The 25,443-nt window shown below is 61.3% G+C and carries 22 protein-coding genes; 19 read left to right on the forward strand and 3 right to left on the reverse strand.

The genetic code is table 11. The annotated features are described in order from the left end of the window. The first annotated feature begins 40 nt into the window (after window positions 1-40). The 11 genes from fbp to GKC30_RS11865 all read left to right on the forward strand — a co-directional run bounded on the left by fbp (window position 41) and on the right by GKC30_RS11865 (window position 13,445). Window positions 41-1,069 (forward strand): class 1 fructose-bisphosphatase, encoded by a 1,029-nt coding sequence (fbp, locus tag GKC30_RS11815; RefSeq protein ID WP_155934941.1) that lies wholly within the window; start codon window positions 41-43, stop codon window positions 1,067-1,069. Then, window positions 1,069-2,166, forward strand: a complete 1,098-nt coding sequence (gene tsaD / locus GKC30_RS11820) for a tRNA (adenosine(37)-N6)-threonylcarbamoyltransferase complex transferase subunit TsaD (RefSeq protein ID WP_155934942.1) — start codon at window positions 1,069-1,071, stop codon at window positions 2,164-2,166. Before fbp ends, tsaD begins: the two co-directional genes overlap by 1 nt. Before the next feature lie 175 nt (window positions 2,167-2,341). Then, complete coding sequence (gene trxA / locus GKC30_RS11825) at window positions 2,342-2,662, forward strand: thioredoxin (RefSeq protein ID WP_155934943.1); 321 nt, start codon at window positions 2,342-2,344, stop codon at window positions 2,660-2,662. Between the two features lie 3 nt (window positions 2,663-2,665). After that, a complete protein-coding gene (gene trxB, locus GKC30_RS11830) occupies window positions 2,666-3,586 on the forward strand; it encodes a thioredoxin-disulfide reductase (RefSeq protein ID WP_155934944.1) in 921 nt (306 codons plus the stop codon). 8 nt (window positions 3,587-3,594) lie between these two features. Then, window positions 3,595-4,323, forward strand: coding sequence for an outer membrane protein assembly factor BamD (locus GKC30_RS11835; protein ID WP_155934945.1), 729 nt, complete (start codon window positions 3,595-3,597; stop codon window positions 4,321-4,323). Between the two features lie 36 nt (window positions 4,324-4,359). Further along, window positions 4,360-5,241: a hypothetical protein gene (locus GKC30_RS11840; protein ID WP_155934946.1), complete on the forward strand. Its 882-nt coding sequence runs from the start codon at window positions 4,360-4,362 to the stop codon at window positions 5,239-5,241. Between the two features lies 1 nt (window position 5,242). Beyond that, window positions 5,243-7,294 (forward strand): elongation factor G, encoded by a 2,052-nt coding sequence (fusA, locus tag GKC30_RS11845; RefSeq protein WP_437179109.1) that lies wholly within the window; start codon window positions 5,243-5,245, stop codon window positions 7,292-7,294. Window positions 7,295-7,297: 3 nt separating this feature from the next. Beyond that, window positions 7,298-7,828: a DUF2062 domain-containing protein gene (locus GKC30_RS11850; RefSeq protein ID WP_155934947.1), complete on the forward strand. Its 531-nt coding sequence runs from the start codon at window positions 7,298-7,300 to the stop codon at window positions 7,826-7,828. Between the two features lie 148 nt (window positions 7,829-7,976). Next, on the forward strand, window positions 7,977-10,034 hold the full coding sequence (locus tag GKC30_RS11855) for a methyl-accepting chemotaxis protein (RefSeq protein WP_155934948.1): 2,058 nt from the start codon (window positions 7,977-7,979) through the stop codon (window positions 10,032-10,034). A 143-nt stretch (window positions 10,035-10,177) separates the two neighbouring features. Next, window positions 10,178-12,343, forward strand: coding sequence for a chemotaxis protein CheA (locus GKC30_RS11860; protein ID WP_155934949.1), 2,166 nt, complete (start codon window positions 10,178-10,180; stop codon window positions 12,341-12,343). Between the two features lie 31 nt (window positions 12,344-12,374). Further along, on the forward strand, window positions 12,375-13,445 hold the full coding sequence (locus tag GKC30_RS11865; RefSeq protein WP_155934950.1) for a protein-glutamate methylesterase/protein-glutamine glutaminase: 1,071 nt from the start codon (window positions 12,375-12,377) through the stop codon (window positions 13,443-13,445). On the opposite strand, the gene GKC30_RS11870 is transcribed toward GKC30_RS11865, so the two are convergent. After that, a complete protein-coding gene (locus GKC30_RS11870; RefSeq protein WP_155934951.1) occupies window positions 13,442-13,795 on the reverse strand; it encodes a DUF190 domain-containing protein in 354 nt (117 codons plus the stop codon). The two genes, GKC30_RS11865 and GKC30_RS11870, sit on opposite strands and share 4 nt — an antisense overlap. A gap of 17 nt (window positions 13,796-13,812) precedes the next feature. Continuing rightward, entirely contained in the window at window positions 13,813-14,190 is a 378-nt protein-coding gene (gene crcB, locus GKC30_RS11875) for a fluoride efflux transporter CrcB (protein WP_155934952.1), read from the reverse strand. Window positions 14,191-14,234: 44 nt separating this feature from the next. Between crcB and GKC30_RS11880 the strand changes: the two genes are divergently transcribed. From GKC30_RS11880 to aat, 4 genes are all read left to right on the forward strand, one after another. Beyond that, window positions 14,235-14,834, forward strand: coding sequence for a class IV adenylate cyclase (locus GKC30_RS11880; RefSeq protein WP_155934953.1), 600 nt, complete (start codon window positions 14,235-14,237; stop codon window positions 14,832-14,834). A 78-nt stretch (window positions 14,835-14,912) separates the two neighbouring features. After that, window positions 14,913-15,227 (forward strand): ATP-dependent Clp protease adapter ClpS, encoded by a 315-nt coding sequence (clpS, locus tag GKC30_RS11885; RefSeq protein ID WP_155934954.1) that lies wholly within the window; start codon window positions 14,913-14,915, stop codon window positions 15,225-15,227. An 8-nt stretch (window positions 15,228-15,235) separates the two neighbouring features. Then, complete coding sequence (gene clpA / locus GKC30_RS11890) at window positions 15,236-17,590, forward strand: ATP-dependent Clp protease ATP-binding subunit ClpA (protein WP_231117159.1); 2,355 nt, start codon at window positions 15,236-15,238, stop codon at window positions 17,588-17,590. A gap of 50 nt (window positions 17,591-17,640) precedes the next feature. Further along, window positions 17,641-18,333 carry a leucyl/phenylalanyl-tRNA--protein transferase gene (aat, locus tag GKC30_RS11895; RefSeq protein WP_155934956.1) on the forward strand — a complete coding sequence of 231 codons (693 nt, stop codon included), beginning with the start codon at window positions 17,641-17,643 and terminating at the stop codon, window positions 18,331-18,333. A 20-nt stretch (window positions 18,334-18,353) separates the two neighbouring features. On the opposite strand, the gene GKC30_RS11900 is transcribed toward aat, so the two are convergent. Further along, a complete protein-coding gene (locus GKC30_RS11900; protein WP_155934957.1) occupies window positions 18,354-18,821 on the reverse strand; it encodes a hypothetical protein in 468 nt (155 codons plus the stop codon). An 87-nt stretch (window positions 18,822-18,908) separates the two neighbouring features. On the opposite strand from GKC30_RS11900, the gene uvrB reads away from it, so the two are divergent. From uvrB to GKC30_RS11920, 4 genes are all read left to right on the forward strand, one after another. Then, window positions 18,909-20,906, forward strand: coding sequence for an excinuclease ABC subunit UvrB (uvrB, locus tag GKC30_RS11905; protein ID WP_155934959.1), 1,998 nt, complete (start codon window positions 18,909-18,911; stop codon window positions 20,904-20,906). Window positions 20,907-20,954: 48 nt separating this feature from the next. Next, window positions 20,955-22,994, forward strand: a complete 2,040-nt coding sequence (gene ligA, locus GKC30_RS11910; RefSeq protein WP_155934961.1) for an NAD-dependent DNA ligase LigA — start codon at window positions 20,955-20,957, stop codon at window positions 22,992-22,994. 33 nt (window positions 22,995-23,027) lie between these two features. Further along, window positions 23,028-23,807: a 4-hydroxy-tetrahydrodipicolinate reductase gene (gene dapB, locus GKC30_RS11915; protein ID WP_155934963.1), complete on the forward strand. Its 780-nt coding sequence runs from the start codon at window positions 23,028-23,030 to the stop codon at window positions 23,805-23,807. 192 nt (window positions 23,808-23,999) lie between these two features. Then, window positions 24,000-25,424 carry a pentapeptide repeat-containing protein gene (locus GKC30_RS11920; protein ID WP_155934965.1) on the forward strand — a complete coding sequence of 475 codons (1,425 nt, stop codon included), beginning with the start codon at window positions 24,000-24,002 and terminating at the stop codon, window positions 25,422-25,424. Window positions 25,425-25,443 lie beyond the last annotated feature (19 nt).

Here is a 25,443-nt window from a genome sequence, read left to right on the forward strand (position 1 = left end):
GGGAAGCGACTACATGAATCCGAGGTCAAAGGAAGTGACGATGCCGCAGCAGGTCACGGTGACGGAGCACATTCTACTGCACCAGAAGTTGATTCCCGGGGCCACGGGGCAGTTTACCCGGCTGTTCAACGAGCTGGTCCTTTCGGCCAAGATCATCACCCGTGCGGTGACCAAGGCCGGGCTGGTGGACATCCTCGGCTTCACGGGCGATGTGAATATCCAGGGTGAGGAGGTCAAGAAGCTTGACGATTATGCCAACCGCATCCTGATCCACCGGCTGGCCCGTTCCGGTGTGCTCTGCGCCATGGCCTCCGAGGAGAACGCGGACATCATTGAGGTACCGGAGTCCCTGCCTCGCGGCGACTATATCATCATTTTCGACCCCCTGGACGGCTCATCCAACATTGATGTCAACGTCAACATCGGCACTATTTTCTCCATCTACAAACGAAAAAGCGACCCGCAGGGGCCGCTTATGTCCAGCGATGTGTTGCAAAAGGGCAATGAGCAGGTGGCGGCGGGGTACATCCTTTACGGTTCGTCCACCATGCTTGTGTTCACCTCGGGCGACGGAGTCCACGGGTTTACCCTGGACCCGAGCGTGGGCGAGTTTTTGCTCTCGCATCCGAATATACGCATTCCTGAGCAGGGCAAGATATATTCTGTCAACGAGGGGTATGAGCGGTACTGGGATCGCGACACGAAGAAGGCTTTAGACTACTTCAAGTCGCCCAAGAATGCCTTGCGCAAGCCATACAGCGGCCGTTATATCGGCTCTCTGGTGGCGGACATCCACCGCAACCTGCTCTATGGCGGTATATTCATGTATCCTGCAGATCTGCGAGATCCCAAGAAGCCCAGCGGCAAACTGCGCCTGACGTGTGAATGCAACCCCATGGCCTTCATTGTTGAGCAGGCGGGCGGGTTGGCCACCAATGGTTCCACCCGTATCCTCGATATCGAACCGGACCATCTGCACCAGCGCATTCCGTTTTTTTGTGGTTCCCTCAACGATGTCAGAGTGGTGCAGGAAATCTTCAACGCCGAGCGCAGAAAGAAAAGCCGCTGATGCGCATTCTCGGAATCGAGACTTCCTGCGACGAGACCGCCGTGGCCCTGGTCGAGGACGGGCGACTGGTCGGGGAACGCCTGGCCACGCAGATTGATGTTCATGCGCTCTTTGGCGGCGTGGTGCCCGAGATCGCCTCGCGGGAGCATTTGCGCGTGTTGCCGCGTTTGTTTGACGAGTTGATGACCGATACGGGGTTGACCCCTGCCGACCTTGACGGCGTGGCCGTTGCCCGTGGACCGGGGCTGCTCGGCAGTCTGCTGGTGGGGTTGAGTTTTTCCAAGGGGCTGTGTCTGGCCACCGGGGCGCCTCTTGTTGGCGTCAATCATCTCATGGCCCACCTGCTGGCTCCGGGGCTCGATGGGGCGTTGCGCTTCCCGGCTCTGGGTCTGCTCGTCTCGGGTGGACATACCCATATTTATCTCCTGCGTTCGGCCACCGACTTCGAGCTGCTGGGGCGCACCCTGGACGACGCTGCCGGGGAAGCCTTCGACAAGGTGGCCAAGCTCCTTAACATTGCCTATCCAGGTGGCCGTTTCATTGATATGCTTGCCAGCGAAGCCGAGCCGGACACCGCGCTTTTTCCGCGGCCCTATGTGGATAACGACAACCTGGATTTCAGCTTCAGCGGCCTGAAGACGGCTGTGGCCAATCATGTGGCTGCTCACCCTGAGGTGGTACTTGACAAAATGGCCGGGGCAGAGGGCCTGGCCGGAATCTCCGGTGTGCGCAGGCAGGAGCTCGCCAGAATTTGCGCCTCCTTCAACTGGAGCGTGGCCCAGACATTGAAGATCAAAGTGGAACGCGCCTTGGAACGGACGCAAGGGGTGTGCAGCCTGATCGTGGCCGGGGGCGTGGCCGCCAACTCGGCGGTGCGTCGGACCATGGCCCAGGTGGCTGATTCGGCCGGGGTGGCACTGACCCTGCCCTCCCTTTCGCTGTGCACAGACAACGCGGCCATGATCGCCTATGCCGGGTGGCTTCTGTTCCGGGCCGGGTATCGTCACGGCCTTGACCTGGAGGCGGTGCCCCGGGGCAGGGCAATCCCCGAGGACTGGTCCGTCTGCGGCGACAAGCGGACCATGGAGTGGAAATAATCTGCTGCGCCTTGACAGCGGGGCATCCGGAAACCTATTTTAGAAAAATACCTTGAACCCGAGCCGTCCCCGGCCAGCATCCCCGGCCTTGAGCCCGTCACCGGGACAATTCCCGGAAATGGATCTCGAATCGTAAACGATGCAGGGGTGGGAGACGGCGCAAAAGGAGAATTCCATGGCCAATCAGATCACCGACGGTAATTTCGAGCAGGAAGTTCTGCAGAGCGATGTCCCTGTCCTCATCGACTTCTGGGCCCCTTGGTGCGGGCCCTGCCGGGCCATGGGCCCTGTCATCGACGAGCTGGCCGAGGAATATGCGGGCCAGGTCAAGATCGCCAAGATGAACGTGGACGAGAATTCTGCCACTCCCGGCAAGTACGGCATCCGGGCCATCCCCACCTTGATCCTTTTCAAGGACGGTGAGGTGGTGGACCAGAGCACCGGAGCGGTTTCCAAGAGCAGCATCAAGGAAATGATTGCGAAGAAGGCGTTATAGCAGATGAAGGTATATGACGCCGTCGTCATAGGGGGCGGCCCGGCAGGGATGACGGCTGCCCTGTACCTCTTGCGCTCGGGCGTGAAGACCGCCATGGTGGAGAAGCTCTCCCCTGGGGGACAGGTACTCATGACCTCGGAGATCGAGAATTATCCAGGTTTTCCCTCGGGACTCCAAGGGTGGGAATTGGCCGACAGGTTTGCCGCCCATCTGGAGAGCTATCCACTTGAGCGGATCAACGACGAGGTCAGGGGCATCGAGTTCGGAACCCCTGTCCATACCATCAAGGTGGGCGATGAGGACATTCAGGCCCGGGCCATCATCCTCGCCACCGGATCTCGCTACCGCAAGCTCGGCGTGCCCGGTGAGGACCGGCTGGTGGGGCGCGGAGTGTCCTATTGCGCCCTGTGCGACGGCAACTTCTTTCGCGAGCGCGATGTGGCCGTCATCGGCGGGGGCAACTCCGCCCTTGAGGAGGCCCTGTATTTGGCCCGTTTGGTGAACAAGATCTACCTCATCCATCGGCGTGAGGATTTTCGGGGTCTGCTCTGTTATCAGGAAAAGTGCTTCAGCCATGAAAAAATCGAGGTGCTGCGCAGCACGGTGGTCGAGGAAATAGTGGGGCACAGTTCCCTTGAATCTCTTGCTCTGCATGACCTGAACACCGGAGAGCGGAAGCAGTTGGTCGTGGACGGCGCCTTCATCTTCGTCGGGTTCGAGCCGATCATGGATTTTGTGCCCGAAACGGTGACCAAAGACCGCAACGGCGTCATTACCGATGTGGAGATGCGCACCAACATTCCCGGAGTCTTCGCGGCGGGCGACATCCGCTCCAAGATGTGCCGTCAGGTGGCCTCGGCCGTGGGCGACGGCGCCACCGCCGCCACCGCCGCCTTCTCCTATCTCGAACAGCTGGGCCAGTAGGAGCCACCATGCGGTCGTCCCGTTTCATTGCGTCCTTTCTTTTTCTTTGGCTGGTGTCAGGATGCGCTCTGATCGACATGTATTTCCTGCCGCCGCCCCAGGATACTGCCCAGGAACTTTACGAGGCGGGCGTGGACGCCATGGCCGCCAAGGAGTATGATAACGCGCAGAAATACTTCTCCCTGCTCAAGGATCGGTTCCCGTTCAGTCCCTATGCCTTGAAAGCGGAGCTTGGCCTTGGCGATGCCTACTATCTTGATGCGGAATACCTGCTTGCCCTGGACGCCTATAAGGAATTTGAGGCCCTGCATCCGAGCCACGAATCCATTCCCTATGTTCTTTTCCAGATAGGCAGTGCCAACTTCAATCTTTTCAGGTCCATTGACACAAGGCAGGACAACATCAAGGAAGGGCTTGAGTACTTTTACCGGCTCCAGGAACGCTACCCGGATTCGGAGTACTCCCAGGTCGCAGCGGACATGATTGTTCGAGGCCGTCGCATCCTGGCGGAACATGAGGTCTATGTGGCCGATTTCTTCTGGCGTACCGGGCAGTACGGCCCGGCCTGGCATCGCTATCAGTATGTGGTTGAGAACTTTCCTGACGTGTCGGACCTGCGAGATTATTCGCGGGGCAGGGCGGAATATTCCTATTTCGAGTATCAGAAGACCCTCTCCGAGGAGGAGCGCCAGCGTGTTCAGGGCAGTTGGCTTCGCTGGCTCAAGAAGTGGTTGTAACAGGTTAATCGCGAGGCCCCAGGCCGCATCCGGCGTATGCGAAATCCATCCTTTTCCTTTCCCGACTGGGTTGGCGACCTTGTCCCGGACGACGAGCTGTTTGCTCGTGCCTATACCGACATTTCCAACCGTAACAGGGCGTGGATGAAGACCGGCATCGCCCGGCTGCACGATTGGTATGGCCCGCGCAAGGCCACGCGCACAACGATGGCCCTGCGCTGGCGTTCTGGATTCGATTCCCGCCAGGTGGCCGAGGCCGTGGATTTTGCCGTGGTGCTCTTTGATGGCAGCCTGTTATCCCCGTCGCGCCTGTTGGCTGCGCTGATTCCTGCCATCGCGGTAGGGGTTGGCAATGTCCTTGCCGTCCGGGTGAGCAGCGGGACCCCGTGGCGCAAGGCTATCCTGACTGGGCTCGAGCTGGCCGGGCAGGAGCTGGTGGTGGACATGTCCGAGCTGCAGGCCAGACGGTTGTTCGGCGAGCTGCGCGAGACCAATCGCTCCGGCGCCGTGGCTGTGCTCGGCCCCCGGGCTGCGGTCATCAAAACCAACGAATTGCAGGCCGCGTCGCGCATTTCGTTTTGGCGGCCGCGTTACACCCGAGCCGCCGCCATCTGGATGGAGGAGGCCGACACCTTTGACCTTGAGGCCCTGGCGTTCATTCATCCAGATATCGTCTTCAGTGTCTTCGGGGTCGAGCCGGAGCTGCCTGCCGAGAATTTTTCCTACGAGGGCGATGGGTTCGACAACTTTTTGGACGCCATCATGGAGGTGGCCTACGTCCCGGCCGACCGCGCTGAACAGACGCTGGGCCGGGCAAGGATCGTCTTTGGGCCGGGGCAGGAGGGGTGCTGGATCTGGCCCGACCTGCACCCGGAACATTTCCAATACCAGTCGGTCGCCTGGACCGCCGGAGAGTAACGTGAGCAAGACCAATGCCCCCTCGGCAAAGATGCTTGCCGCCCTGCGCAATATAGGCATCATCGCCCACATCGACGCGGGGAAAACCACGCTGACAGAGCGTATCTTGTATTATTCAGGCAAGATACACAGGCTTGGCGAAGTCCATGAGGGAACGGCCACCATGGACTACATGCCTGAAGAACAGGAACGCGGCATCACCATCACCTCGGCTGTGACTTCCTGCCAGTGGGGGCCGTGCATGATCAACATCATCGACACCCCGGGCCATGTGGATTTCACCATTGAGGTGGAACGCTCTCTTCGTGTGCTCGACGGCGCGGTGGGGGTGTTCTGCGGGGTCAGCGGGGTCCAGCCCCAGTCCGAGACGGTGTGGCGCCAGAGCGAGTCTTACCATGTGCCCAAGCTCGCCTTTGTCAACAAGATGGACCGGCCCGGGGCCGATTTTGCGGCCGTGGTGGAATCCATTCGGACCAAGTTGCGCACCAATCCTCTGCCCGTGCAATATCCCGACGGCGAGGGTACTGAGTTTGCGGGAGTCTTTGATCTGGTGGGGATGCAAAAGCTGCGCTTTGATCAGGCGTCGAGCGGTCTTGAATTTACATGTACCGACCTCACCGATGCGGAGCGTGACCGCATCGCCCCTTGGCGCGAGAGGGTCATCGAGGCCGCCGCCGAAGAGGACGAGGAAATTCTCGAACTCTATCTTTCGGGGGCGCAGCCGGACCCGGTGCGTATCCGCGCCGCCCTGCGCCGAGCCACTCTGGCTAGGTCCATCGTGCCCGTGCTGGTTGGTTCGGCGCTGCGCAATATCGGCATCCAGCCAGTGATGGACGCCATTTGCGAGTATCTGCCGAGCCCTTTGGACGTGCCTCCGGCCACCGGCGTTGACCCCGAAACCGGCAGCCGGAAATCCTATCCGGTTTCCGCCAGGGAGCCGCTATCGGCCCTGGTCTTCAAGGTGGCCATGGATTCCGGCCGCAAACTGGCCATGATGCGTCTGTATTCCGGCCAGTTGGCTGCGGGCGACACGGTCTGGAACATCACTCAGGGAGAGGATGAGCGGGTGGCGAGACTTTTTCGTCTGCATGCGGGCCGCAGGGAAAAGATCGACACCGCCTTTGCCGGCGACATGGTGGCTGCGGCGGGTATGAAGTTCGCCCGCACAGGCGATACCCTGTGTCTTCGTCAGGCCCCGATCCTCCTTGAGCAGATAGGCAACTACAAGCCGGTCATCTCTTTGGCCATTGAGCCGCGTAATTCCGAAGAGGGCGACAAGCTTGACGAGGTGTTGGAGAAATACCTGCTCGAAGACCCCACCTTGGATCTCAGGCATGACGAGGAAACGGGGCAGATCATTCTTTCGGGCATGGGCGAGCTGCATCTTGAAGTTGTTCTGGAGCGGCTGCGGCGCGAGTATCGGCTCGACCCGCGTGCGGGCAAGCCCCAGGTGGTCTATCAGGAGACCGTGGCGGCCCGGGGGCGGGGCGAAGCTCAATTTCGGCGGGAACTGGCCGAGGAGACGCATTTTGGCGAGGTCTCCCTGGCCGTCGAACCCCTGGACCGAGGGGCGGGGCGAGACATCTCCTTTGAGGTCGATCCCGACCAGTGGCCCGCTCCCTGGCTCGCGGCTGTGGAGGAGGGGGTGGCGGACTGTCTGCAAAGTGGTGTTGTCCGGGGGTACCCGGTCCAGGATGTGCGGGTGCGTGTGCTCGCCCTTGGACGCAAGGATGGCGAGTCCAGTCCCGTTGGCTACCGCATGGCCGCCATGATGGCCCTCAAGGAGGCGCTGGCTGCGGCCGCTCCCAGGTTGCTGGAACCCATCATGTGGATCGAGATATCCGTACCCGAGGAGTTTGTGGGCGACGTGGCCGGTCTGCTCGGCTCCAAGGGGGCCAAGATCGAAAACATGTTCGACAGAACCGGGCAGAAGATTGTCCAGGGCTTGGCTCCGCTGGGTCGGCTTTTCGGTTTTTCCACGGATCTGCGCTCCGCCACGCAGGGCCGGGCTGGATTCGTCATGACCTTCTCACGGTTCGATGTGCTGGAGTAGGTCTTGAACGCACCGCGTCGAGACAGGATACCGCTTCGACAGCGCAAGGCCGACTGGTGGACCGGGGCCAAGCGCTGGAGCCGATTGTGGTACCTGCGCCTGATGCGTCAGAATTCCTCGCCGCGCAATCTTGCGGCGGCTATGGCCCTTGGCATGTTCATCGGGGCCATGCCCATCATGCCCTTTCAATCGGTGGTGGTAGTGGCCCTGGCTTTTGCCTTTCGGGTCAACAAGCTGGCCGCGTGGCTGGCCACCTGTTATTCCAACGCGGCTACCATGGTCCCGTTTTACTATTTTCTTTTCAAGGTGGGCCGGGCTGTCACCGGGGTTGAAGGCGTGACCTTCGACGCTTCCAAGCTGGAGATGGAGCAGCTCATCAGCGCAGGCTGGGACCTGTTTCTGGTCATGTTCGCCGGGGGGCTGGCGGTAGGGATTCCCGCTACTGTGGCCACCTATTTCCTGTCCCTTTTCATCATCAGACGCTATCGCCAGCGTCGGGCCATCCGGCTGCTGCGCAAGAAGACCCTGGGTTGATCCCCTGGTCTTCTTTGCGTCATTTTACCGTTTTCTCATCCATACAATTGCCTTTTCTTTGGATAGAGCGTACTAATTCGCGGTAATCCATGATATTTGTGAACCTGATCCCGCGCTTTGAATGCGCCTGACAAACGGAGTGACGTTCATGTCTATCGGTCCACGCAGCATCATTGTTCTTTTGGGATGTGCGGCCATCGCATGTTTTGCCGGTGCCGCCCTTGTGGGCGGCTGGGCCGCCTTTGGCGGCGCCGCGGCGTTAATCATGCTTCTCTCGGCTGTGGCTGTCTGGCTCGTGGTCAGGGACAATAATCGGCTGCAAGAGGCGGTCGAGTCTCTGACGGTGGGCGACGAGGATGGCGCGGTTCTGCCTGTGCTTGCCGGACTTGGAGAAGCCTTGGGGGCATTGCGTGGCGAGAAGGGGCTGCTTGAGACCGCTCTCAAGGCGCTGGGGAATCCGGCGTTTCTGTGCAATCGCGAGGGGCGAATCCTGCTGGTGAACAAGGCGTTGCTCGACATGCTCGGCAAGCCGTCCGCTCAGGTGGTCGGGTTTCCGGTGGGACAGGCCGTTTACGGCAAGGGCGATTCTCTGACCGAAAAGGCGCTGCGTTCTGCCAAGTCTGTGGCCGAGGATGCCGAGGTCTCTTTGTGGGATGGCCGTCGGGCGATCCTTAAGTGCTTTGTCTCGCCGCTGCACGATGAGGCCGGGAAATTGACGGGTGCGGTGACTTCCTTTGTGGACCTGGCCGAGGTGGTCGAGCAGAGGCGCGAGGTGGAGCGCCAGCGCGAACGCATGGCACAGGCGGGTCAGCAGATCAGTACCCTGGCAGAGCATGTGGCCTCGGCCACGGAACTGCTTTCGGCCGCTGCCGATGAACAGGCCCAGGGTGCGCAAAAGCAGCGCAATCAAACTTCCTCCGTGGCCACGGCCATGGAGGAGATGACGGCAACGGTCATTGAAGTGGCCAGAAACGCCAGCGCTACCAGCGATGCGGCGGGAAAGGCCCAGGAGTCGGCCACCGAAGGGGCGTCCATGGTCTCCAGGGCCGTGGAGGCGATCAATGAAGTGTCCGAGGCCGCCGGCCAGCTCGGTCACGAGATCGGCGAACTCGACGCCCAGGCCGGAGAGATCGGCCGCATCATCAGCGTGATCAACGATATCGCGGATCAGACCAACCTTCTGGCACTCAATGCGGCCATTGAGGCGGCGCGAGCGGGCGAGGCGGGTCGTGGATTCGCCGTGGTGGCCGACGAGGTGCGAAAGCTGGCCGAAAAAACCATGGCAGCCACCAAGGAGGTGGAGGAGGCCATCGGCACTATCCAGTCCCGTTCCCGTCATGCCACCGAGGCCATGCGCCGGACCGAGCAACGGGTGGCCGAGAGTACCAGTCTCTCCAATCAGGCAGGCGAAGCCCTGCAACACATCATGGGAAGCATCGGCGACATGGTCGGCCGCGTGACCCAGATTGCCACGGCCGCAGAGCAGCAGTCATCCGCAGCCGAGGACATCGGCCGCAGCATTGAGGACATTGCCGAGATAGCGGGCGAGGCTGACGAGGCCGCCGGACAGGCCGCGAGCGCCACTCGCGAGCTGGCCGGTCTGGCCCAGGAGCTGCTTGAGGTGTCCAATGAATTTCGCGATGGAGGCGGCGGGTCCCGGTTGCGCGAGTCCCAGGGACGAATGAAAGGGGTGCTGCCCAAGCTCGCCCAGGCTTTTGTCCGCAAGAAATACGGCGACAAGGTTTATGACGCTGTGCAAAAGGAGATGGGCAATCCGGTGTTCCTGCCAACAGAGAGCTACCCCGATCAGGCGTTGCTTCAGATGGCCGAAACCGCCGCCGCCGCAGCAGCCATTACCGTGCGCGATTTCTTCATTGAGTTCGGTAAGTATTCCATCAAGCGGTTTCATGAGATGTACCCGCGCCATTTCAAGAAGGAGTCCCTCAAGGAATTCTATCTGCGCATGAATGACATCCATGCCCAATTGACCAAGGACCAGCCGGGCATCAAGCCTCCCGTGTTCACATATGAAGACAAGGGGGAGGAATTGTTTATGAACTACAAGTCGAGCCGGGGGCTGTTCGACTATTTCGAGGGCATCCTGCTTGGGGCGGCCGAGTTCAAGGGGGAGAAGGTCACAGTCAGGGTCAAACCCTTTGACGAGACTTCGGCCCGGGCCGAAATCGTCTTTCAGAGCAAGGGATAAGACGCCAGAATTTCGTGGCGAACGCATTTTATAATGGGCTTTGGTCAATGCTTCCTGTGATACTGCAAGCAGGGGTGGGCGCATCGGTCCGGCGCTTTTGCCTCGGATGAGTGTACAGCGACGATTCTTGAGGAGCGAGACGTATGTCCGATGATCTCAACAGGCAGATATTCAAGGAAGAGGCCTACGACCTTTTGGGTGAACTGGAGGGAGCGCTGCTCGAACTTGAGGAGTCCCCGGACGATATGGACACGGTCAATCAGATATTCCGTGCCCTGCATACCATCAAGGGATCCGGGTCCATGTTCGGGTTCGAGGAGATCGCAGCTTTCACCCATGAGGTGGAGTCCGCCTTTGACATGGTTCGCAACAATGCCCTTGAGGTGACCCCTGAGCTGTGCGGCTTGGCCTTGCGCTCTCGCGACCACATCAAGCGCATGCTTGGCGCGGCCGAAGGGGAGGAGGTGGACCCCGCAGAGCACCGGGCCATTCTCGATGGCCTCAAGGAACTGGCTTCGGGCGAGCCCGCATCGCCGGAAGTCGGGGAGCAGACGCCTGCGGGGACCGAAGAGGCCGGGGTGACCGCTGCCGAGTCGGTTTCTTCACAGGGTCGCCGCCTGTATCGCATCGGTCTGACGCCCCGCACGGGCGAGGAGCCGGACGAGACCCGATTGGAGTCGCTCTTTCTGGAGCTTGCCGGGGTGGGGGAGTTCCGCATCCTCGGGCGGCCAGTGGAGACCGTGTTTGGCGGATGGGAGCTTGGGTTGACCACAGATATCGACGCCGACAGTGTGCGCGATATATTCTTTTTCGCGGATGCGGACCTTGATGTGGAAATTCTGGACGAGCAGGGTGCCCCTGTGCCGGTTACGGGCGCTCCCGAGGCTCCTTGCGCCGTACTGAAGCCGGTCGACGGCATGGCGGACGACGCCGTGTGCGAGGACGAGGACGCCGGGCCGCCCAGGCTCGGGGAGATTCTTGTCAAGTGCGGCGATGTGACCGAGGCGGACATTCAGGAGGCCCTCAAGAAGCAGAAGCCCCTGGGTCAGATTCTGGCCGAGGAAGGCAAGGTGCCTCCCGAGAAGGTTGAGATGGCCGTGCGGCGGCAGGCTGAGGCCAAGGAGCTTGATGCCAGCCGCAAGCAGCAGGAAGCCCTCTCCAGCATCAGAGTGGCGGCTGACAAGCTGGACTATCTGGTGGACCTTGTGGGCGAGTTGGTTATTGTCCAGGCCCAGATCACCCAGGTGGTCAGTGAACGCAGCGACCCTGTCATGACCGCTCTGGCCGAGGAACTGGAACGTCTAAGCGACGAGTTGCGTGATTCCACCTTGGGCATCCGCATGCTGCCCATCGGCACCTCGTTCAGCAAGTTCCGCCGTCTGGTACGTGACCTCTCGGCCAATCTGGGCAAGGAAATCGTTTTGACCACCGTGGGGGCGGACACCGAACTGGACAAGACCGTCATCGAACGACTGGGCGATCCTTTGGTTCATCTGTTGAGAAACAGCATAGACCACGGCCTGGAGCCACCCGAGGAACGCCGGATGCACGGCAAGCCGCCTCACGGGACCATCCACCTCTCGGCCGAACACTCCGGCGGCGAGGTGCTCATCCGCATCAATGACGACGGCAGGGGCATGGACCCCACGGTTCTCAGGGAAAAGGGCATTGAGCGGGGGCTCATCGCGGCCGATGCCGAACTGTCCAAGAAGGATCTGCTCAAGCTTATCTTCGAGCCCGGGTTCTCGACGGCCAAGGCGATCACCAACGTCTCGGGACGGGGGGTGGGAATGGATGTGGTCAAACGGGCCATTGATTCCCTGCGTGGCGCCATCGACATCGACTCCACCCTGGGCAAGGGGACATCCATTACCATTCGTTTGCCCCTGACCCTGGCCATCATCGACGGACTCCAGGTGCGGGTCAGCGACGAATATTACGTCATTCCGCTTTCCCTGGTGGAGGAGTGCGTGGAGCTGTCCGCCAGCGACATGGATGAAAATTCCAGGCAGCGCATCCTGCACCTGCGCGGTGAAATAGTACCTTATATCCATCTGCGTGAGTGGTTCGCCGTGGACGGAGAGAGCCCGCCCATAGAGCAGATCGTCATCACCGGCGTGGAAGGGAGCCGAGTGGGGATCGTGGTGGACACGGTCATCGGCGAGCATCAGACAGTCATCAAGAGCTTAAGCCGCGTCTATAAGGATGTTGAGGGCATCTCGGGGGCCACCATCAAGGGGGACGGCTCCATTGCGCTCATCCTGGACATTCCGAGTCTGGTCCGGCGGATCATTGCCGAGTCCGACTGAGGGGCGGCAGTCATTCCTGGGGGGTGTGCGCATGGCAAAGAAGATTCGTGTTCTTATCGTTGATGACTCCGCCGTGGTCCGCAAGACCCTGGAGGACATCCTTTCCTCGGATCCGGGGATCGAGGTTATAGGGACGGCCGTTGATCCCTATGTAGCGGCGCAGCGTCTCAAGAACGAGGTGCCCGATGTCATCACTCTGGATATCGAGATGCCGCGCATGGACGGGTTGACTTTCCTGCAAAAGCTCATGAAGCAGCATCCCATTCCGGTGGTCATCTGTTCCTCGGTGGCAGAGCAGGGGACGAGCAATGCGCTCAAGGCCCTGGAATACGGCGCGGTGGAGATTATTACCAAGCCAAGGGTGGGGACCAAGAAGTTCCTTGAAGAATCGAGTATTTTGCTTATCGATAAGGTCAAGGCCGCAGCTATTGCCCGGCCAAGGAAGTTCAAGGCAGAGGCCCATCCCATCAAGATCAGCCCCAAGCTCAATGCCGATGCAGTATTGCCCATGACACGACCGCAAGCCCTGACCACCACCGAAAAAATCTGCCTTGTGGGTGCGTCCACCGGGGGCACCGAGGCGCTTCGCGTCTTTCTTGAGTCCCAGCCTCTGGGGTGTCCGCCCATCGCCATCGTCCAGCACATGCCCGAGCACTTCACTGCCGCCTTTGCCAAGCGGCTGAATGCCATCTGCCCCATCACGGTCAAGGAGGCAGCGGACGGCGATCCCATGCTGCGCGGTCAGGCTCTCATCGCGCCGGGCAACATGCACATGCTGCTCAAGCGCAGCGGGGCCAGATATTATGTGGAGGTGAAATCCGGGCCGCTTGTCTCGCGTCACCGGCCTTCGGTGGACGTGCTGTTTCGATCCGGCGCACAATACGGCGGGGCCAATGTTGTGGCCGCCATCATGACCGGCATGGGCGACGACGGTGCCAAGGGCATGAAGGAGCTTTACGACGCCGGAGCGTTCACCATCGCCCAGAATGAGGCCACCTGCGTGGTGTTCGGTATGCCCCAGGAAGCCATCAAGCTCGGAGGGGTTCACAAGGTGCTGCCCTTGCAGGGCATTGCGGCCGAGATAGTTCGCGTCTGCGGTTAGCCTTGCCGATCCACCTTGGCGCTGTGACGATAGGCCACCACCCGGACGGGTTCAGTGGTGATCATCCCCTCGCTCATTATGGTGTCCAGAGCGTCCATGAGCGGGGCCAGTCGATCCGGGTGATCGACGATCTCCACCACCACGGGCAGGTCCTCGGAAAGACGCAGTATCCTGGCCGTGTGGATGCGGCTGTTGGCCCCAAAACCGCTCAAGCCGCGAAAAACCGTGGCCCCGGCCAGTCCCATGGCCCTTGCGCGTTCCACGATGACCTCGGCCAGCGACCGTCCCTGATGCGTGTCGTCCTCGCCGATGTAGATGCGGATGCGTTCGGCCTGTTCCAGCAGTTGCATGGTGTTCTCCTTTGGCTCTAGAGCAGTCGTCCCAATGCGATGCCTGCAAGCACCAGGGCCAGTCCGGCCACGCTCTGGCCAACCACGTTGAGCAGGGCCATGGCGTACTGGCCGATCTTGACCAGCTCGGCGGTCTCGAACATGTAGGTGGAAAAGGTGGTGAACGCGCCCATGAAGCCCGTCAGGGCGAGAATGCGTACATGGCTTCCGGGCAGCAGGCGGTTTTCAAGATAGCCCCAGACGGCTCCGAAAAACAGGCAGCCGATCATGTTGACTGCGAAGGTGCCAAGAGGAAAGGCTGTGCCTGCCAGCCGCTGGGCGACGCCGGAGAGCCAGTAGCGCGACACGGTCCCGGCCGCGCCGCCAAGGGAGAGATACAGGAGTTTCATCAGCATGGTGTCACCGTGGCGGACCATAACAGGAGGGGAGGGGAAAGCCAATGCCCTTGGAACGGGAACTGAAGTACGCAGACGTTGATCTGGTGGCACTGCGACGGGCTTTGTCCGCTGGCGGGGGTGATTCCGGCGGCGGACGTTACTTCGAGTCCAACCTGGTCTTTGACGGCCCGGGGAGGCCGCTGCGGTCGTCCGGTGTGCTGTTGCGTCTCCGGCTGCGCCAGGGCCAGGCCGTGCTCACGGTCAAGCGTCCGCCAGCCGTGGCAGAGGCTTCGGCGCTCAAGGTGTTCGAGGAGTTGGAGACCACGGTGGGTGATTTTTCGGTTATGCGTCAGGCTCTTGAGGCTGTCGGCTTCGAGGCGGCCTTTGCCTATGAAAAGGTGCGGGAGAAATGGCTCTTTGCGGGCTGTACCGTCTGCCTGGACCACCTTCCCTTTGGCGATTTTGTCGAGATAGAAGGCGATGAAATGTCGGTGCCCCGATGCGCCGAAGCCCTGGGGCTTGATCCGGCAACCGCGACCAGGGCCACCTATCATGCCCTGAACCTGGAGCGCCAGGGGGACGATGGCGGGGAGTCGGACGAGAATTTCGTCTTTTCGTCGGAGGAGAGGGCCAAGTTGCTGGCGGAAATCGACAGAGAATGAGTTTCGTCCCTCGACAGGCGGGGCAAAGGAATTTATATTGGACCTTGAAGAAAACCGAGGAATGGCGGAGAGCGACTCATGAGCGACCCCCTTGCAGGCGACCAGGCCACGCCCGGACTCCGTGACGAGCGTGAAGTCAGGGAGCCGCGGAAGTACAAGGTTCTTTTGCATAACGACGACTACACGACCATGGATTTCGTGGTGGAGGTACTGGTGCGCGTGTTTCACAAGAACGAGGCCCAGGCCACGGCCATCATGCTGGCCGTCCACAATCAGGGCTTCGGCGTTTGTGGCACATATACCGCCGAAGTGGCGGAAACCAAGGTGGACATGGTCCACAGGCTGGCCAGAAGCGCGGGTTTTCCCCTCAAGTGCAGCATGGAAGGTGAATAGCGATGACGATGCTGAGCAAGGAACTCGAAAGCGCATTGACGGCAGCGGTCAACGAGGTCAGGCGGCGCAATCATGAATTCCTGACCCTGGAGCATCTGCTCTTTGCCATCGCCTCCGGCGAGCAGGGAGAGGAGATTCTTGAGGCCTGCGGTGCCGAGATGGACAGACTGCGCGACCAGTTGGGAAGGTTTTTCGCGGAAAACATGGAAGCCCTGCCCGCGAACACCGAGACCGAGGTTATCCAGACCCTGGGCGTCCGCCGTGTTCTTCAACGCGCCGTGTGGCAGAAAAAAGCCTCGGGAAAGAGCGTGGTCGAGGTGGGGGATGTGCTGGCCGCCATGTTCGATGAAGAGGACTCCTACGCGGTCTATTTTCTGCGCACACACGACGTGTCGCGCCTGGACATCCTTGAGTTCATTTCTCACGGTATGTCCACGGGCGAGGAGTGGGGCAACCTTGGAGGCGAGCGGCGCGAAGTCCGCCCCGAGCCCACGGACGGCAAGCGGGGCGACAAGAAGAGCCCCCTTGAGGAATACACGGTCAATCTTACCGAGCGGGCGGCCCAGGGACTCATTGATCCGCTCATCGGCCGGGCAGCCGAGCTTGAGCGTACGGTTCAGGTGCTTTCACGCAGACGCAAGAACAATCCTATCTTCGTGGGCGACCCTGGCGTCGGCAAGACGGCCATGGCCGAGGGGCTGGCTCTGATGATCGTCGAGGGCCAGGTTCCGGGGGATTTCCTTGAGTCCGAGGTCTATGCCCTGGACATGGGCTCGCTCCTGGCGGGAACCAAATATCGCGGCGATTTCGAGGCCCGGCTCAAGAGTGTCCTTGCCCAGCTCAAGGCAACCAGGGGAGCCATTCTTTTCGTGGACGAGATCCACACCATCGTGGGTGCGGGCTCGGTCAGCGGTGGGAGCATGGATGCCTCCAATATTCTCAAGCCCTTGCTCCAGTCGGGCGAGATCCGTTGTATCGGTTCCACCACTTTCGAGGAATACAAGAACCATTTCGAGAAGGACCGCGCCCTGTCGCGCCGGTTCCAGAAGATCGAGATCGCCGAGCCGAGCGTGGACGAGACCATCGCCATCCTCAAGGGGCTCAAGTCCCACTATGAGAAGTTTCACGGTGTCAGCTACACCCACTTCTCTCTCAAGGCCGCGGCCGAATTGTCCGACCGCTACATCACTGACAGGCATCTGCCGGACAAGGCCATTGATGTCATGGACGAGGCGGGTGCCCTCTACAAGCTCTCCGCACGCTCGCGCAAAGGCGACCGTATCAAGGTGGCGGACATCGAAAAGGTCGTGGCCCGCATGGCCAGAATTCCGGCCCGCAGGCTGACCGTGTCCGACCGCTCACGGCTCCAGCACCTTGAGGACGACCTCAAATCCGTGGTCTTCGGTCAGGATGAGGCTGTTCGTGCCCTGGCCAAATCCATCAAGCGTTCCAGGGCGGGTATGCGTCAGATGGGCCGTCCCGTGGGCAGCTTCCTGCTCACCGGCCCCACGGGAGTGGGCAAGACCGAGCTGGCCCGCCAACTGGCCAAGGTGCTCGGCATCGGGTTTCTGCGCTTCGACATGAGTGAATACATGGAAAAACATGCCGTGGCCCGGCTCATCGGTGCGCCTCCCGGCTATGTGGGCTTCGACCAGGGCGGCCTGCTCACCGAGGGTGTGCGCAAGAAGCCCCACTGCGTGGTGCTTTTCGATGAGATCGAGAAGGCGCACCCGGATGTCTTCAACATCCTGCTCCAGGTCATGGACTACGCCACCCTGACCGACAACAACGGGCGCAAGGCCGACTTCCGCCACGTCATCCTGCTGATGACCTCAAACGCGGGCGCACGCGAACTCTCCAAGGGGGCCATCGGCTTCCAGCGCGACAAGGATTCCGACCGCAAGGGCGGGGCCATGAAGGCTCTGGAAAGACTCTTCAGCCCCGAGTTCCGCAATCGGCTCGACTCCATCGTGGCCTTTACGTCACTGGAACAACCGATCATGGAGCAGATCGTGGACAAGTTCCTCAAGGAACTCAACGACCAGTTGCAGGATAGGCGCGTGGTGATCACCCTGACGCCCGAGGCCCGCGCCCGGCTGGCCGAGATGGGACACGACCCGAACATGGGCGCACGGCCCATGGGGCGTGTCATTCAGACAGAAATCAAGGATGTCATCGCCGACGAGCTGCTTTTTGGCGAGTTGTCCAAGGGCGGGGTGGTCACGGTGTCCCTGGCGGGCAAGGCCGTCAAGCCTGCAAAGACCGGCAAGTCCCTCAAGCCCGTGTCCGGATCGGGGCGCGATGGGACTGGTGAATTCGCCTTCGCCTATGAGCCGGTCGGGGGGGCGGCAGTAGCCCGGTGATACGAACGCTCCGCCGAGCGGCGGATGCCGTCTGCGGCGCTTGAGAACCCATGACCATCTACAGGCTCTTCGAGGAACCCATCTTCCCCGACCCGGCGGAAGCCGAGCCGGACGGGCTGCTGGCTGTGGGCGGAGACCTCAGCCCCCAGCGGCTGCTGGCCGCCTATGCCTCCGGCATCTTTCCCTGGTATGGCGAGGATTCGCCCATCCTTTGGTGGTCGACCGATCCCAGGCTCGTGCTGCGGCCGGAGCGTCTGCATCTATCGCGCAGTCTGCGCAGGGTTCTGGATCGCGGCGTCTTCGCCTTCACCATGGACACCGCCTTTGAGGCGGTCATCCGCGCCTGCGGGGCCGTATCCAGGCCCGGTCAGCACGGCACATGGCTTGTGCCCGAGATGGTGGATGCCTATGTGGCGATGCACGATCTTGGTTACGCCCACAGTGTGGAGACCTGGTGTGACGGAAAGTTGGTCGGCGGTCTGTACGGGGTGTCCCTTGGGTCGGCTTTTTTCGGCGAGTCCATGTTTCACGCGGCGCCCGATGCCTCCAAGGCGGCATTTGCCGTGCTTGCGCGTCAGTTGGCCCGGTGGGATTTCACCCTCATCGATTGCCAGCAGACCACGGCCCACATGCTCCGTTTCGGGGCCGAGGAGATGCTGCGCTTTCGATTCCTGGCCCTGCTGCGCGAGGCCATGTCGAACCCTACGCGCCCTGGCCGCTGGGTGCTGGACAAGCTTTGGTGAATCCGTCGGCTTCGTTCTGGCTATTCCTGAACGATGGGCGGGTGTTGGCTCAGGTCGAAGAACCCCCGAAGCGGAATGTCGAGCAGATAGCTCGGAATCTTTTCGAATTCGATGAAGCCCACGCTCTTGCCGGGCTGGGCTTCTGACAGTCCGCACAACCCGGCCGGAACCGGAAAGCTCAGGGGCGCTGAACGGATGGCCGCGAGTCTTGTGGAATACTGCGCCTTCAGATAGTCTACAATGCGGTCGCGCTCGGCGTCGGTGAATGCCTCCATGACCACCCGCCGGGCCGCCTCGCCGGGCCGGGGGACAGTGCCGTCGAGCAGTTCGCTCCAGGGGAGGGCGGCCTCTTCCGTCTCGCTCCAGCGGCCGCGGAAGAGATGCACCGATACGTCCCGGCGGCCTTTGAAGCTCTTGACCACCATGAAAAGGGTATGGGCCTGGGCCACGGGCGGCGGCGACTGCGGGGAAATGATGTCTATATCCATGGAACTGCTCCGGTCAGGTTATTTCGGGGTATGCTCCATCAGTACGTCTTTTGACGGTTTTTCTCAAGCACACGGTGCGGGACGCGGATGCCACCATTCAAGCTTGTCAGCCAATACACTCCCATGGGAGACCAGCCCCGGGCCATAGACCAGCTCGTGACAGGCCTTCGGGACGGGGTGCGCGATCAGGTGCTGCTCGGAGCCACGGGCACGGGCAAGACCTTCACCATGGCCAACGTGGTGGCGACCCTTGACCGGCCCGCCCTGGTGCTGGCGCCCAACAAGACCCTGGCAGCCCAGCTCTACAGCGAGTTCCGGGGATTGTTCCCGGAAAACGCAGTGGAGTATTTCGTCAGCTATTACGATTACTATCAGCCGGAAGCCTACCTTCCTCATTCCGATGTCTTCATTGAGAAAGACTCGTCCATCAACGACGACATCGACAAGCTGCGCCACGCCGCCACCCACGCCCTGTTGACGCGGCGCGACGTGCTCATCGTGGCCTCGGTCTCCTGCATTTACGGTCTGGGTTCGCCCGATTTCTATGCCAAGATGGTCATCCCGGTGGAGGAGGGGCAGGCCATGACCATGGAGTCTCTGCTTTCGCGGCTGGTGGAGATCCACTATGAGCGCAACGACTACGACTTTCATCGCGGTACCTTCCGGGTGCGCGGCGATGTGGTGGAGATCATCCCGGCCTATAGCCGCGAGAAGGCGCTGCGCATCGAGTTCTTCGGTGACGAGATCGACTCTCTTGCCGAGACCGACCCTCTCACTGGCGAAGTTCGCGACCGGCTGCGCAAGACGGTCATCTATCCCGGCAGCCACTTTGTTTCGGACCGAGAGAACCTGGACCGGGCCGTGAACGACATCCGCGACGAATTGCAGCAGCGGCTGGCCGAGTTCAAGGCTGCCAACCGGCTGGTAGAGGCCCAGCGCCTGGAGCAGCGGACGATGTATGATCTTGAAATAATTGAAGAGCTTGGCTTTTGCAGCGGTATAGAGAACTACTCTCGTCACCTGGACGGTCGCAGCAAGGACCAGCCGCCCGCCACATTGCTTGATTATTTCCCCGAGGATTTCATCCTTTTCGTTGACGAGTCGCACATCGCCCTGCCCCAGGTGGGGGGCATGTTCAAGGGCGACCGTTCGCGCAAGACCACCCTGGTGGACTTCGGCTTCCGTCTGCCTTCGGCCCTGGATAACCGGCCGCTTGATTACCAGGAGTTTCAGTCGCGCATTCGTCAGGCGGTTTATGTTTCGGCCACGCCCGGCCATCTGGAGCTGGATCTCGCCCAGGGCGTGGTGGTGGAGCAGATCATCCGGCCCACCGGCCTGCTTGATCCGCTGGTGGAGGTCCGGCCCGTGGCAGGGCAAATCGACGACCTGCTGGGCGAGTGCAAGCAGCGGCAGAGCCGCGACGAGCGCGTGCTTGTCACCACCCTGACCAAGCGCATGGCCGAGGACCTCAACGAATATCTCAATTCCATGGGCGTGCCCTCGCGCTACCTGCATTCGGACATCGACACCCTGGAACGCATGGCCATCATCCAGGCCCTGCGGGCTGGCGAGTTCTTCGTCCTGGTGGGCATCAATCTGTTGCGCGAGGGGCTGGACATCCCCGAGGTGTCGCTGGTGGCCATTCTGGATGCGGACAAGGAAGGTTTTTTGCGTTCGGCGCGTTCGCTTGTCCAGACATTTGGCCGGGCTGCTCGCAATGTGGATGGCCGGGTGGTCATGTATGCCGACGCCGTCACCGGCTCCATGGCCGAGGCCATGGACGAGACCGCCCGGCGGCGCGAGCGGCAGCAGGCCCATAATGAAGCCCACGGCATCACCCCGGTCACCATCCGCAAGAACCTGGGCAACCTCTTTGCCGACGCTGGCGAGGCCAAGGGGCGCGGCAAAAAGCTCCCGGCCATTGAGGACGCCCCGCCCGGAGCCTCGGCCAAAGAGTTGAACACCCTGGTCAGGCAGCTTGAACGGCAGATGCGCGAGGCGGCCAAAGAGCTGGAATTCGAGCGGGCAGCCGATCTGCGCGACCGCGTGGCCCTGATTCGCGAGCGCATCCTCGAACTGGGGTAGGGGTGTTCATCGTGTTTGATTGTTTAATCTTTTAAGGCAAACAGAATTATGGCATCACCCGAAATCCTCCGGCGCACGGCCTGGCTGCGCGAGCGCATCGAGTACCACAACCACCGCTACTATGTCCTTGACGACCCGGAAATCTCCGACGCCGAGTTCGACGCGCTCTTCCGGGAGCTTGAGGGGCTGGAGGCCGCGCATCCCGAACTGGACGACCCCAACTCGCCCACACGGCGTGTGGGCGGTGCGCCTGCGGCCGCCTTTGCCCCTTACGAACACGCCATGCGTATGTACAGCCTGGACAACGCCATGGCGCTGGACGACTGGTTCGCCTTTGTCGGACGGGTGTCCAAGGGGGTGGGGCGATCCGACGTGGCCTACTGGACCGATCCCAAGATGGACGGACTGGCCGTGGAGGTGGTCTACGAAGCCGGGCGTTTCATCCGCGCTGCCACCCGCGGCGACGGGAACATCGGCGAGGATGTGACCCACACCATGCGTACGGTCATGAATCTGCCCCTGACCCTGCGCGGCCCGGATGTGCCGGACCTGCTCGATGTGCGCGGCGAGGTGGTCATGTCCAATGCGGATTTCGCGGCCCTGAACGAGCGTCGTCGCGAGGCCGGGGAGGTTCCCTTTGCCAACCCCAGAAACGGCGCGGCCGGGGCCGTGCGCCAGCTCGATCCCAAGGTGGCTGCCTCGCGTCCGTTGCGTTTCCTGGCTTACGGGGTGGGGCGCGTCCAGTGGGGGTCGCCGCTCTTTGCCTGGACCAGCCAGCATGAGATCATGGCCGGTCTTTCCCGGCTCGGTTTCGGCATCCCGCCCGAGGCCCGGCTGTGCGGCTCGGCCGATGAGGTGGCCGCGTATTTTTCAAGCCTCATGGAGCGGCGGGCGGCCATGCCCTTTGAGATCGACGGGGTGGTTGCCAAGGTGGACAGCCTTGAGCTGCAACGCACCCTGGGCTTCACCTCGCGTGCGCCGCGCTGGGCGCTGGCCCTCAAGTTTCCGGCCCTTCAGGCCAAAACCGTGCTGCGCGACATCCGCATCCAGGTGGGTCGTACCGGCGTGCTCACCCCGGTGGCCGAGCTGGAGCCGGTGCCCCTGGCAGGCGTGGTCGTGTCCAATGCCACCCTGCACAACAAGGGGTACATCGCGGAGCGCGATTTCCGCATCAGCGATACGGTGCTCATTCAGCGGGCCGGCGATGTCATTCCCCAGGTGCTCTCCGTGGACCTTAAGCGGCGGCCCGAGGGGGCCGAGGCATACGTCTTTCCCGGCGAATGTCCTGTCTGCGGCGCCGAGGCCCGCGAGGACGGCGAGGCCGTGCGCTGCACCAACCCCATCTGCCCGGCCAAGACCGTGCAGCGCATCATCCATTTTGTCTCCAAGGCAGGGCTGGACATGGAGGGCGTGGGCCGCACCTGGGTGCGGCGGCTGGCCGAGGACGGTGTACTGCAAAGCCCGGCCGACCTCTTCGCTCTCGATAAGACCGTGCTGCTCCGCTACGAGGGCATGGGCGACCGTTCGGCCGCCAAGTTCATTGAGGCTGTGGAGCGTGCGCGTACTTCGTCTCCGCTGTGGCGGCTCATCGCGGGCCTGGGTATCCGCCATGTGGGCGAGCAGACCGCCCGGACCCTGGCCGCCCATTGCCGCGACCTCGACGCCCTTGCCCAGGCCGATCATGAGGAACTGCTTGCCCTGGACGATGTCGGTCCGGTGGTGGCAGACTCCATCCGTCACTTCTTTCACAGCGCCGAGGCGGCCGACTTGCTGCGCCGTTTCCGCGAGGCGGATTTCTGGCCCGAGGGCGGCCCGGTCCTTCCCGATGCGGGCGATGGGGCGGGCGAGGCTGCGCCGCTGGCGGGCAAGGTGTTCATCTTCACCGGCAGCCTGCCCTCCATGACCCGCGACGAGGCCCGGCGGCTGGTGGAGGAGCGGGGCGGCACGGCTGTCAATACCATCTCCAGGAAGGTGGACTACGTGGTGGCGGGCGACAAGGCGGGCTCCAAGATCGCCAAGGCCGAAAAACTGGGGCTCACGGTCATTGACTTTGCCGGGTTCCTGGCCTTACTCGGGGAACGCGACTGATTTTTCAACACGATGCAAGCAAGGAGAGACGCAATGGCAACCAATGTCGTCATATTGGGCGCAAAGGGCCGCATGGGTGATACCCTGGTCAACATGGCCCTGGCGGATGAGGAACTGAACCTCGTGGGCGCGTGCGAGCGCGAGGGCAATGCGGGGGGCATCGATCATGACGGGTGCATCGTCTCGGATTGCCTGGAGGAGCTGCTGCCCCAGGTGCCGGGCGCGGTGGTCGTGGATTTCACCATGCCGGAAGCGTCCGTGGCCATGGCCGGGATAGCGGCCCGCTTCGGCAACCCGGCGGTTATCGGCACCACCGGCCTGAGCAAGGCCCAGCAGGCCGAGCTGGCGACCATGGCCAGGGACGTGCCGCTCTTCTGGGCGCCCAACATGTCCGTTGGCGTCAATGTCCTGCTCAAGGTGCTGCCCACCCTAGTCCGGCTGCTCGGCCCGGACTACGACATGGAGATGGTGGAGACCCACCACAAGATGAAGAAGGATTCGCCAAGCGGCACGGCCCTCAAGCTGGCCCAGTGCCTGGCCGAGGCCCGCGGCTGGGAATATGACGAGGTCAAGCGCCACTGCCGCGACGGCATCATCGGCGAGCGGCCCCGCAAGGAGATCGGCGTGCAGACCCTGCGCGGCGGCGACGTGTTCGGCGACCACACCATGTATTTCTTCGGCCCGGGCGAGCGCATAGAGATCACCCACCGCGCCCACTCCCGCGAAACCTTTGCCACCGGAGCCCTGCGCGCCGCCAAATGGCTGGCCAACCAGAAACCCGGCAGACTCTACACCATGGCCGATGTTTTGTAGCCTGTCGGGATTTTTGGGAATTGAAAGGGGAGCCTTCGGAAGGGGGCTCCCTTTTTCTATACGGTCTCACGCGAGGGGGTGAAGGGTGGTCGGCGGGCAGGCGGAAGGCGAGGAGGGTATTTGGCCCAAGGGCTTGTGCGGCCGTGGCTGATTCTCTATGCTTCTTTGAAAATCGCATAATCCGGAGAAGCCATGACCTGCTGCAAATGCGAAGAGCTCGGATGGAATGATCCGCAACCTGTTGTCTATACTGACCCGGAGGATGGCAACGAATATTGCCTGTTCCATGCCCCGGCAGAGCACAAGGGCATGTCTGTTGATGTATTCAATGCACAGGTGTCCGAACGAATTCAGGCCGTCATCGATCTAGAAAACGAAAAGGCTTTGTGCGACCTGAGCGGAGCCATTTTCCCTGGAGATATTTGTTTTGAATCAGGTAGTGCATTACCTAATATTTCCTTCGAGAAAGCCCGCTTCGAGGGGCACGCAGTTTTTGACAAAGCCTGTTTCGGGAAGATCGCAATGTTTGTCGAAGCCAGCTTTGGAGGGAGAGCAGCTTTCTACCAAGCCAGCTTTGGGGAGTACGCATTGTTCGACGAAGCTAGCTTCAGGGGGGGAGCGTTTTTCAGCGAAGCCAGTTTCAAGGGGAACGCATATTTCGGCAGAGCCCGCTTTTGTGGGGGAGCATATTTCGACGAAACCCATTTGGTGAGGGTCGTATTTTTCAACGGAGCTAGCTTTGAAGGGAACGCATCTTTCAGTAAAGCCAGCTTCGGGGGGAACACCTCTTTCCACGAAGCTAGCTTCATGGGGAACGCAGATTTTTCATCAGCACAGTTCAATGGCCCCATCCGTTTTCATTCAATCATAACAGATGATTCCATCCTCAGACTCGCCTATTGCACTGTACCCCCTTCAGCCATGACCTTCGAGAATTGCGATCCCACCTGCCTTGATCTTGTTGATCAGCGCGACCTCACGCACATTCATTTCATCAACTCTTCGTGGGAGAAGAACGGGCGCATCAAGGCGTGTACTGAAGATGATCCCGGAAGGCTGCAATCAACCCGCGATTTCTACCAGCGGATGAAGGCCAAGTACAAGGCCGAGAACAACGAGTACGAGGCCTCCAAGTGGCATGTTGCGGAGAAAGAGGCGCAGTTGAAGCTGCTCGGCCAGGCGACAAAGCCAATTCGGCAGGCATTGAAGGAGGTCGGGCAGGGGGCTGCGATAAAAGACGCCTGGAAGGCTTGCCGGTTGGAGCGAAATTGTCTTTCGGTGAAGACGTTCTTTGCGGCGCTTGTTATGTGGTTGTCGCCATTTTTCAACGCTGCTGCCGAGAGGCTGACTTTTCGGGCTCTGTGGCTCTACAAGTATTCCAGTGGATATGGCGAGAAGCCATTTCATGCGCTTTTCTGGCTTGCTGTTCTGGTATTGTTGCCAGCGCTGCCAGTCCTCTTCCCTGGCAGCATGCTGTATTACCTGCCGCTCATGCGGGAGTATCCTGGCAGCGATGTCTGCGTGGTCACCCGCTTCCTGATAGTCATTTGGCAGCTCCTCATCACCGCCCAGGCCGCTCTTTTTGCCTTTGCGCTGCGGAATCGCTTCAGACGGTAATTCTGATCAAGCCGTCAGT

This window comes from Pseudodesulfovibrio alkaliphilus, from assembly GCF_009729555.1.
GTDB lineage: Bacteria > Desulfobacterota > Desulfovibrionia > Desulfovibrionales > Desulfovibrionaceae > Pseudodesulfovibrio > Pseudodesulfovibrio alkaliphilus.

Excerpts from the sequence above, each read along its gene's own strand:
- fbp (WP_155934941.1), top strand. The coding sequence starts at position 41 with ATGCCGCAGCAGGTCACGGTGACGGAGCACATTCTACTGCACCAGAAG.
- tsaD (WP_155934942.1), top strand. The coding sequence starts at position 1,069 with ATGCGCATTCTCGGAATCGAGACTTCCTGCGACGAGACCGCCGTGGCC.
- trxA (WP_155934943.1), top strand. The coding sequence starts at position 2,342 with ATGGCCAATCAGATCACCGACGGTAATTTCGAGCAGGAAGTTCTGCAG.
- trxB (WP_155934944.1), top strand. The coding sequence starts at position 2,666 with ATGAAGGTATATGACGCCGTCGTCATAGGGGGCGGCCCGGCAGGGATG.
- GKC30_RS11835 (WP_155934945.1), top strand. The coding sequence starts at position 3,595 with ATGCGGTCGTCCCGTTTCATTGCGTCCTTTCTTTTTCTTTGGCTGGTG.
- GKC30_RS11840 (WP_155934946.1), top strand. The coding sequence starts at position 4,360 with ATGCGAAATCCATCCTTTTCCTTTCCCGACTGGGTTGGCGACCTTGTC.
- GKC30_RS11855 (WP_155934948.1), top strand. The coding sequence starts at position 7,977 with ATGTCTATCGGTCCACGCAGCATCATTGTTCTTTTGGGATGTGCGGCC.
- GKC30_RS11860 (WP_155934949.1), top strand. The coding sequence starts at position 10,178 with ATGTCCGATGATCTCAACAGGCAGATATTCAAGGAAGAGGCCTACGAC.
- GKC30_RS11865 (WP_155934950.1), top strand. The coding sequence starts at position 12,375 with ATGGCAAAGAAGATTCGTGTTCTTATCGTTGATGACTCCGCCGTGGTC.
- GKC30_RS11870 (WP_155934951.1), bottom strand. The coding sequence starts at position 13,795 with ATGCAACTGCTGGAACAGGCCGAACGCATCCGCATCTACATCGGCGAG.
- crcB (WP_155934952.1), bottom strand. The coding sequence starts at position 14,190 with ATGCTGATGAAACTCCTGTATCTCTCCCTTGGCGGCGCGGCCGGGACC.
- GKC30_RS11880 (WP_155934953.1), top strand. The coding sequence starts at position 14,235 with ATGCCCTTGGAACGGGAACTGAAGTACGCAGACGTTGATCTGGTGGCA.
- clpS (WP_155934954.1), top strand. The coding sequence starts at position 14,913 with ATGAGCGACCCCCTTGCAGGCGACCAGGCCACGCCCGGACTCCGTGAC.
- clpA (WP_231117159.1), top strand. The coding sequence starts at position 15,236 with ATGCTGAGCAAGGAACTCGAAAGCGCATTGACGGCAGCGGTCAACGAG.
- aat (WP_155934956.1), top strand. The coding sequence starts at position 17,641 with ATGACCATCTACAGGCTCTTCGAGGAACCCATCTTCCCCGACCCGGCG.
- GKC30_RS11900 (WP_155934957.1), bottom strand. The coding sequence starts at position 18,821 with ATGGATATAGACATCATTTCCCCGCAGTCGCCGCCGCCCGTGGCCCAG.
- uvrB (WP_155934959.1), top strand. The coding sequence starts at position 18,909 with ATGCCACCATTCAAGCTTGTCAGCCAATACACTCCCATGGGAGACCAG.
- ligA (WP_155934961.1), top strand. The coding sequence starts at position 20,955 with ATGGCATCACCCGAAATCCTCCGGCGCACGGCCTGGCTGCGCGAGCGC.
- dapB (WP_155934963.1), top strand. The coding sequence starts at position 23,028 with ATGGCAACCAATGTCGTCATATTGGGCGCAAAGGGCCGCATGGGTGAT.
- GKC30_RS11920 (WP_155934965.1), top strand. The coding sequence starts at position 24,000 with ATGACCTGCTGCAAATGCGAAGAGCTCGGATGGAATGATCCGCAACCT.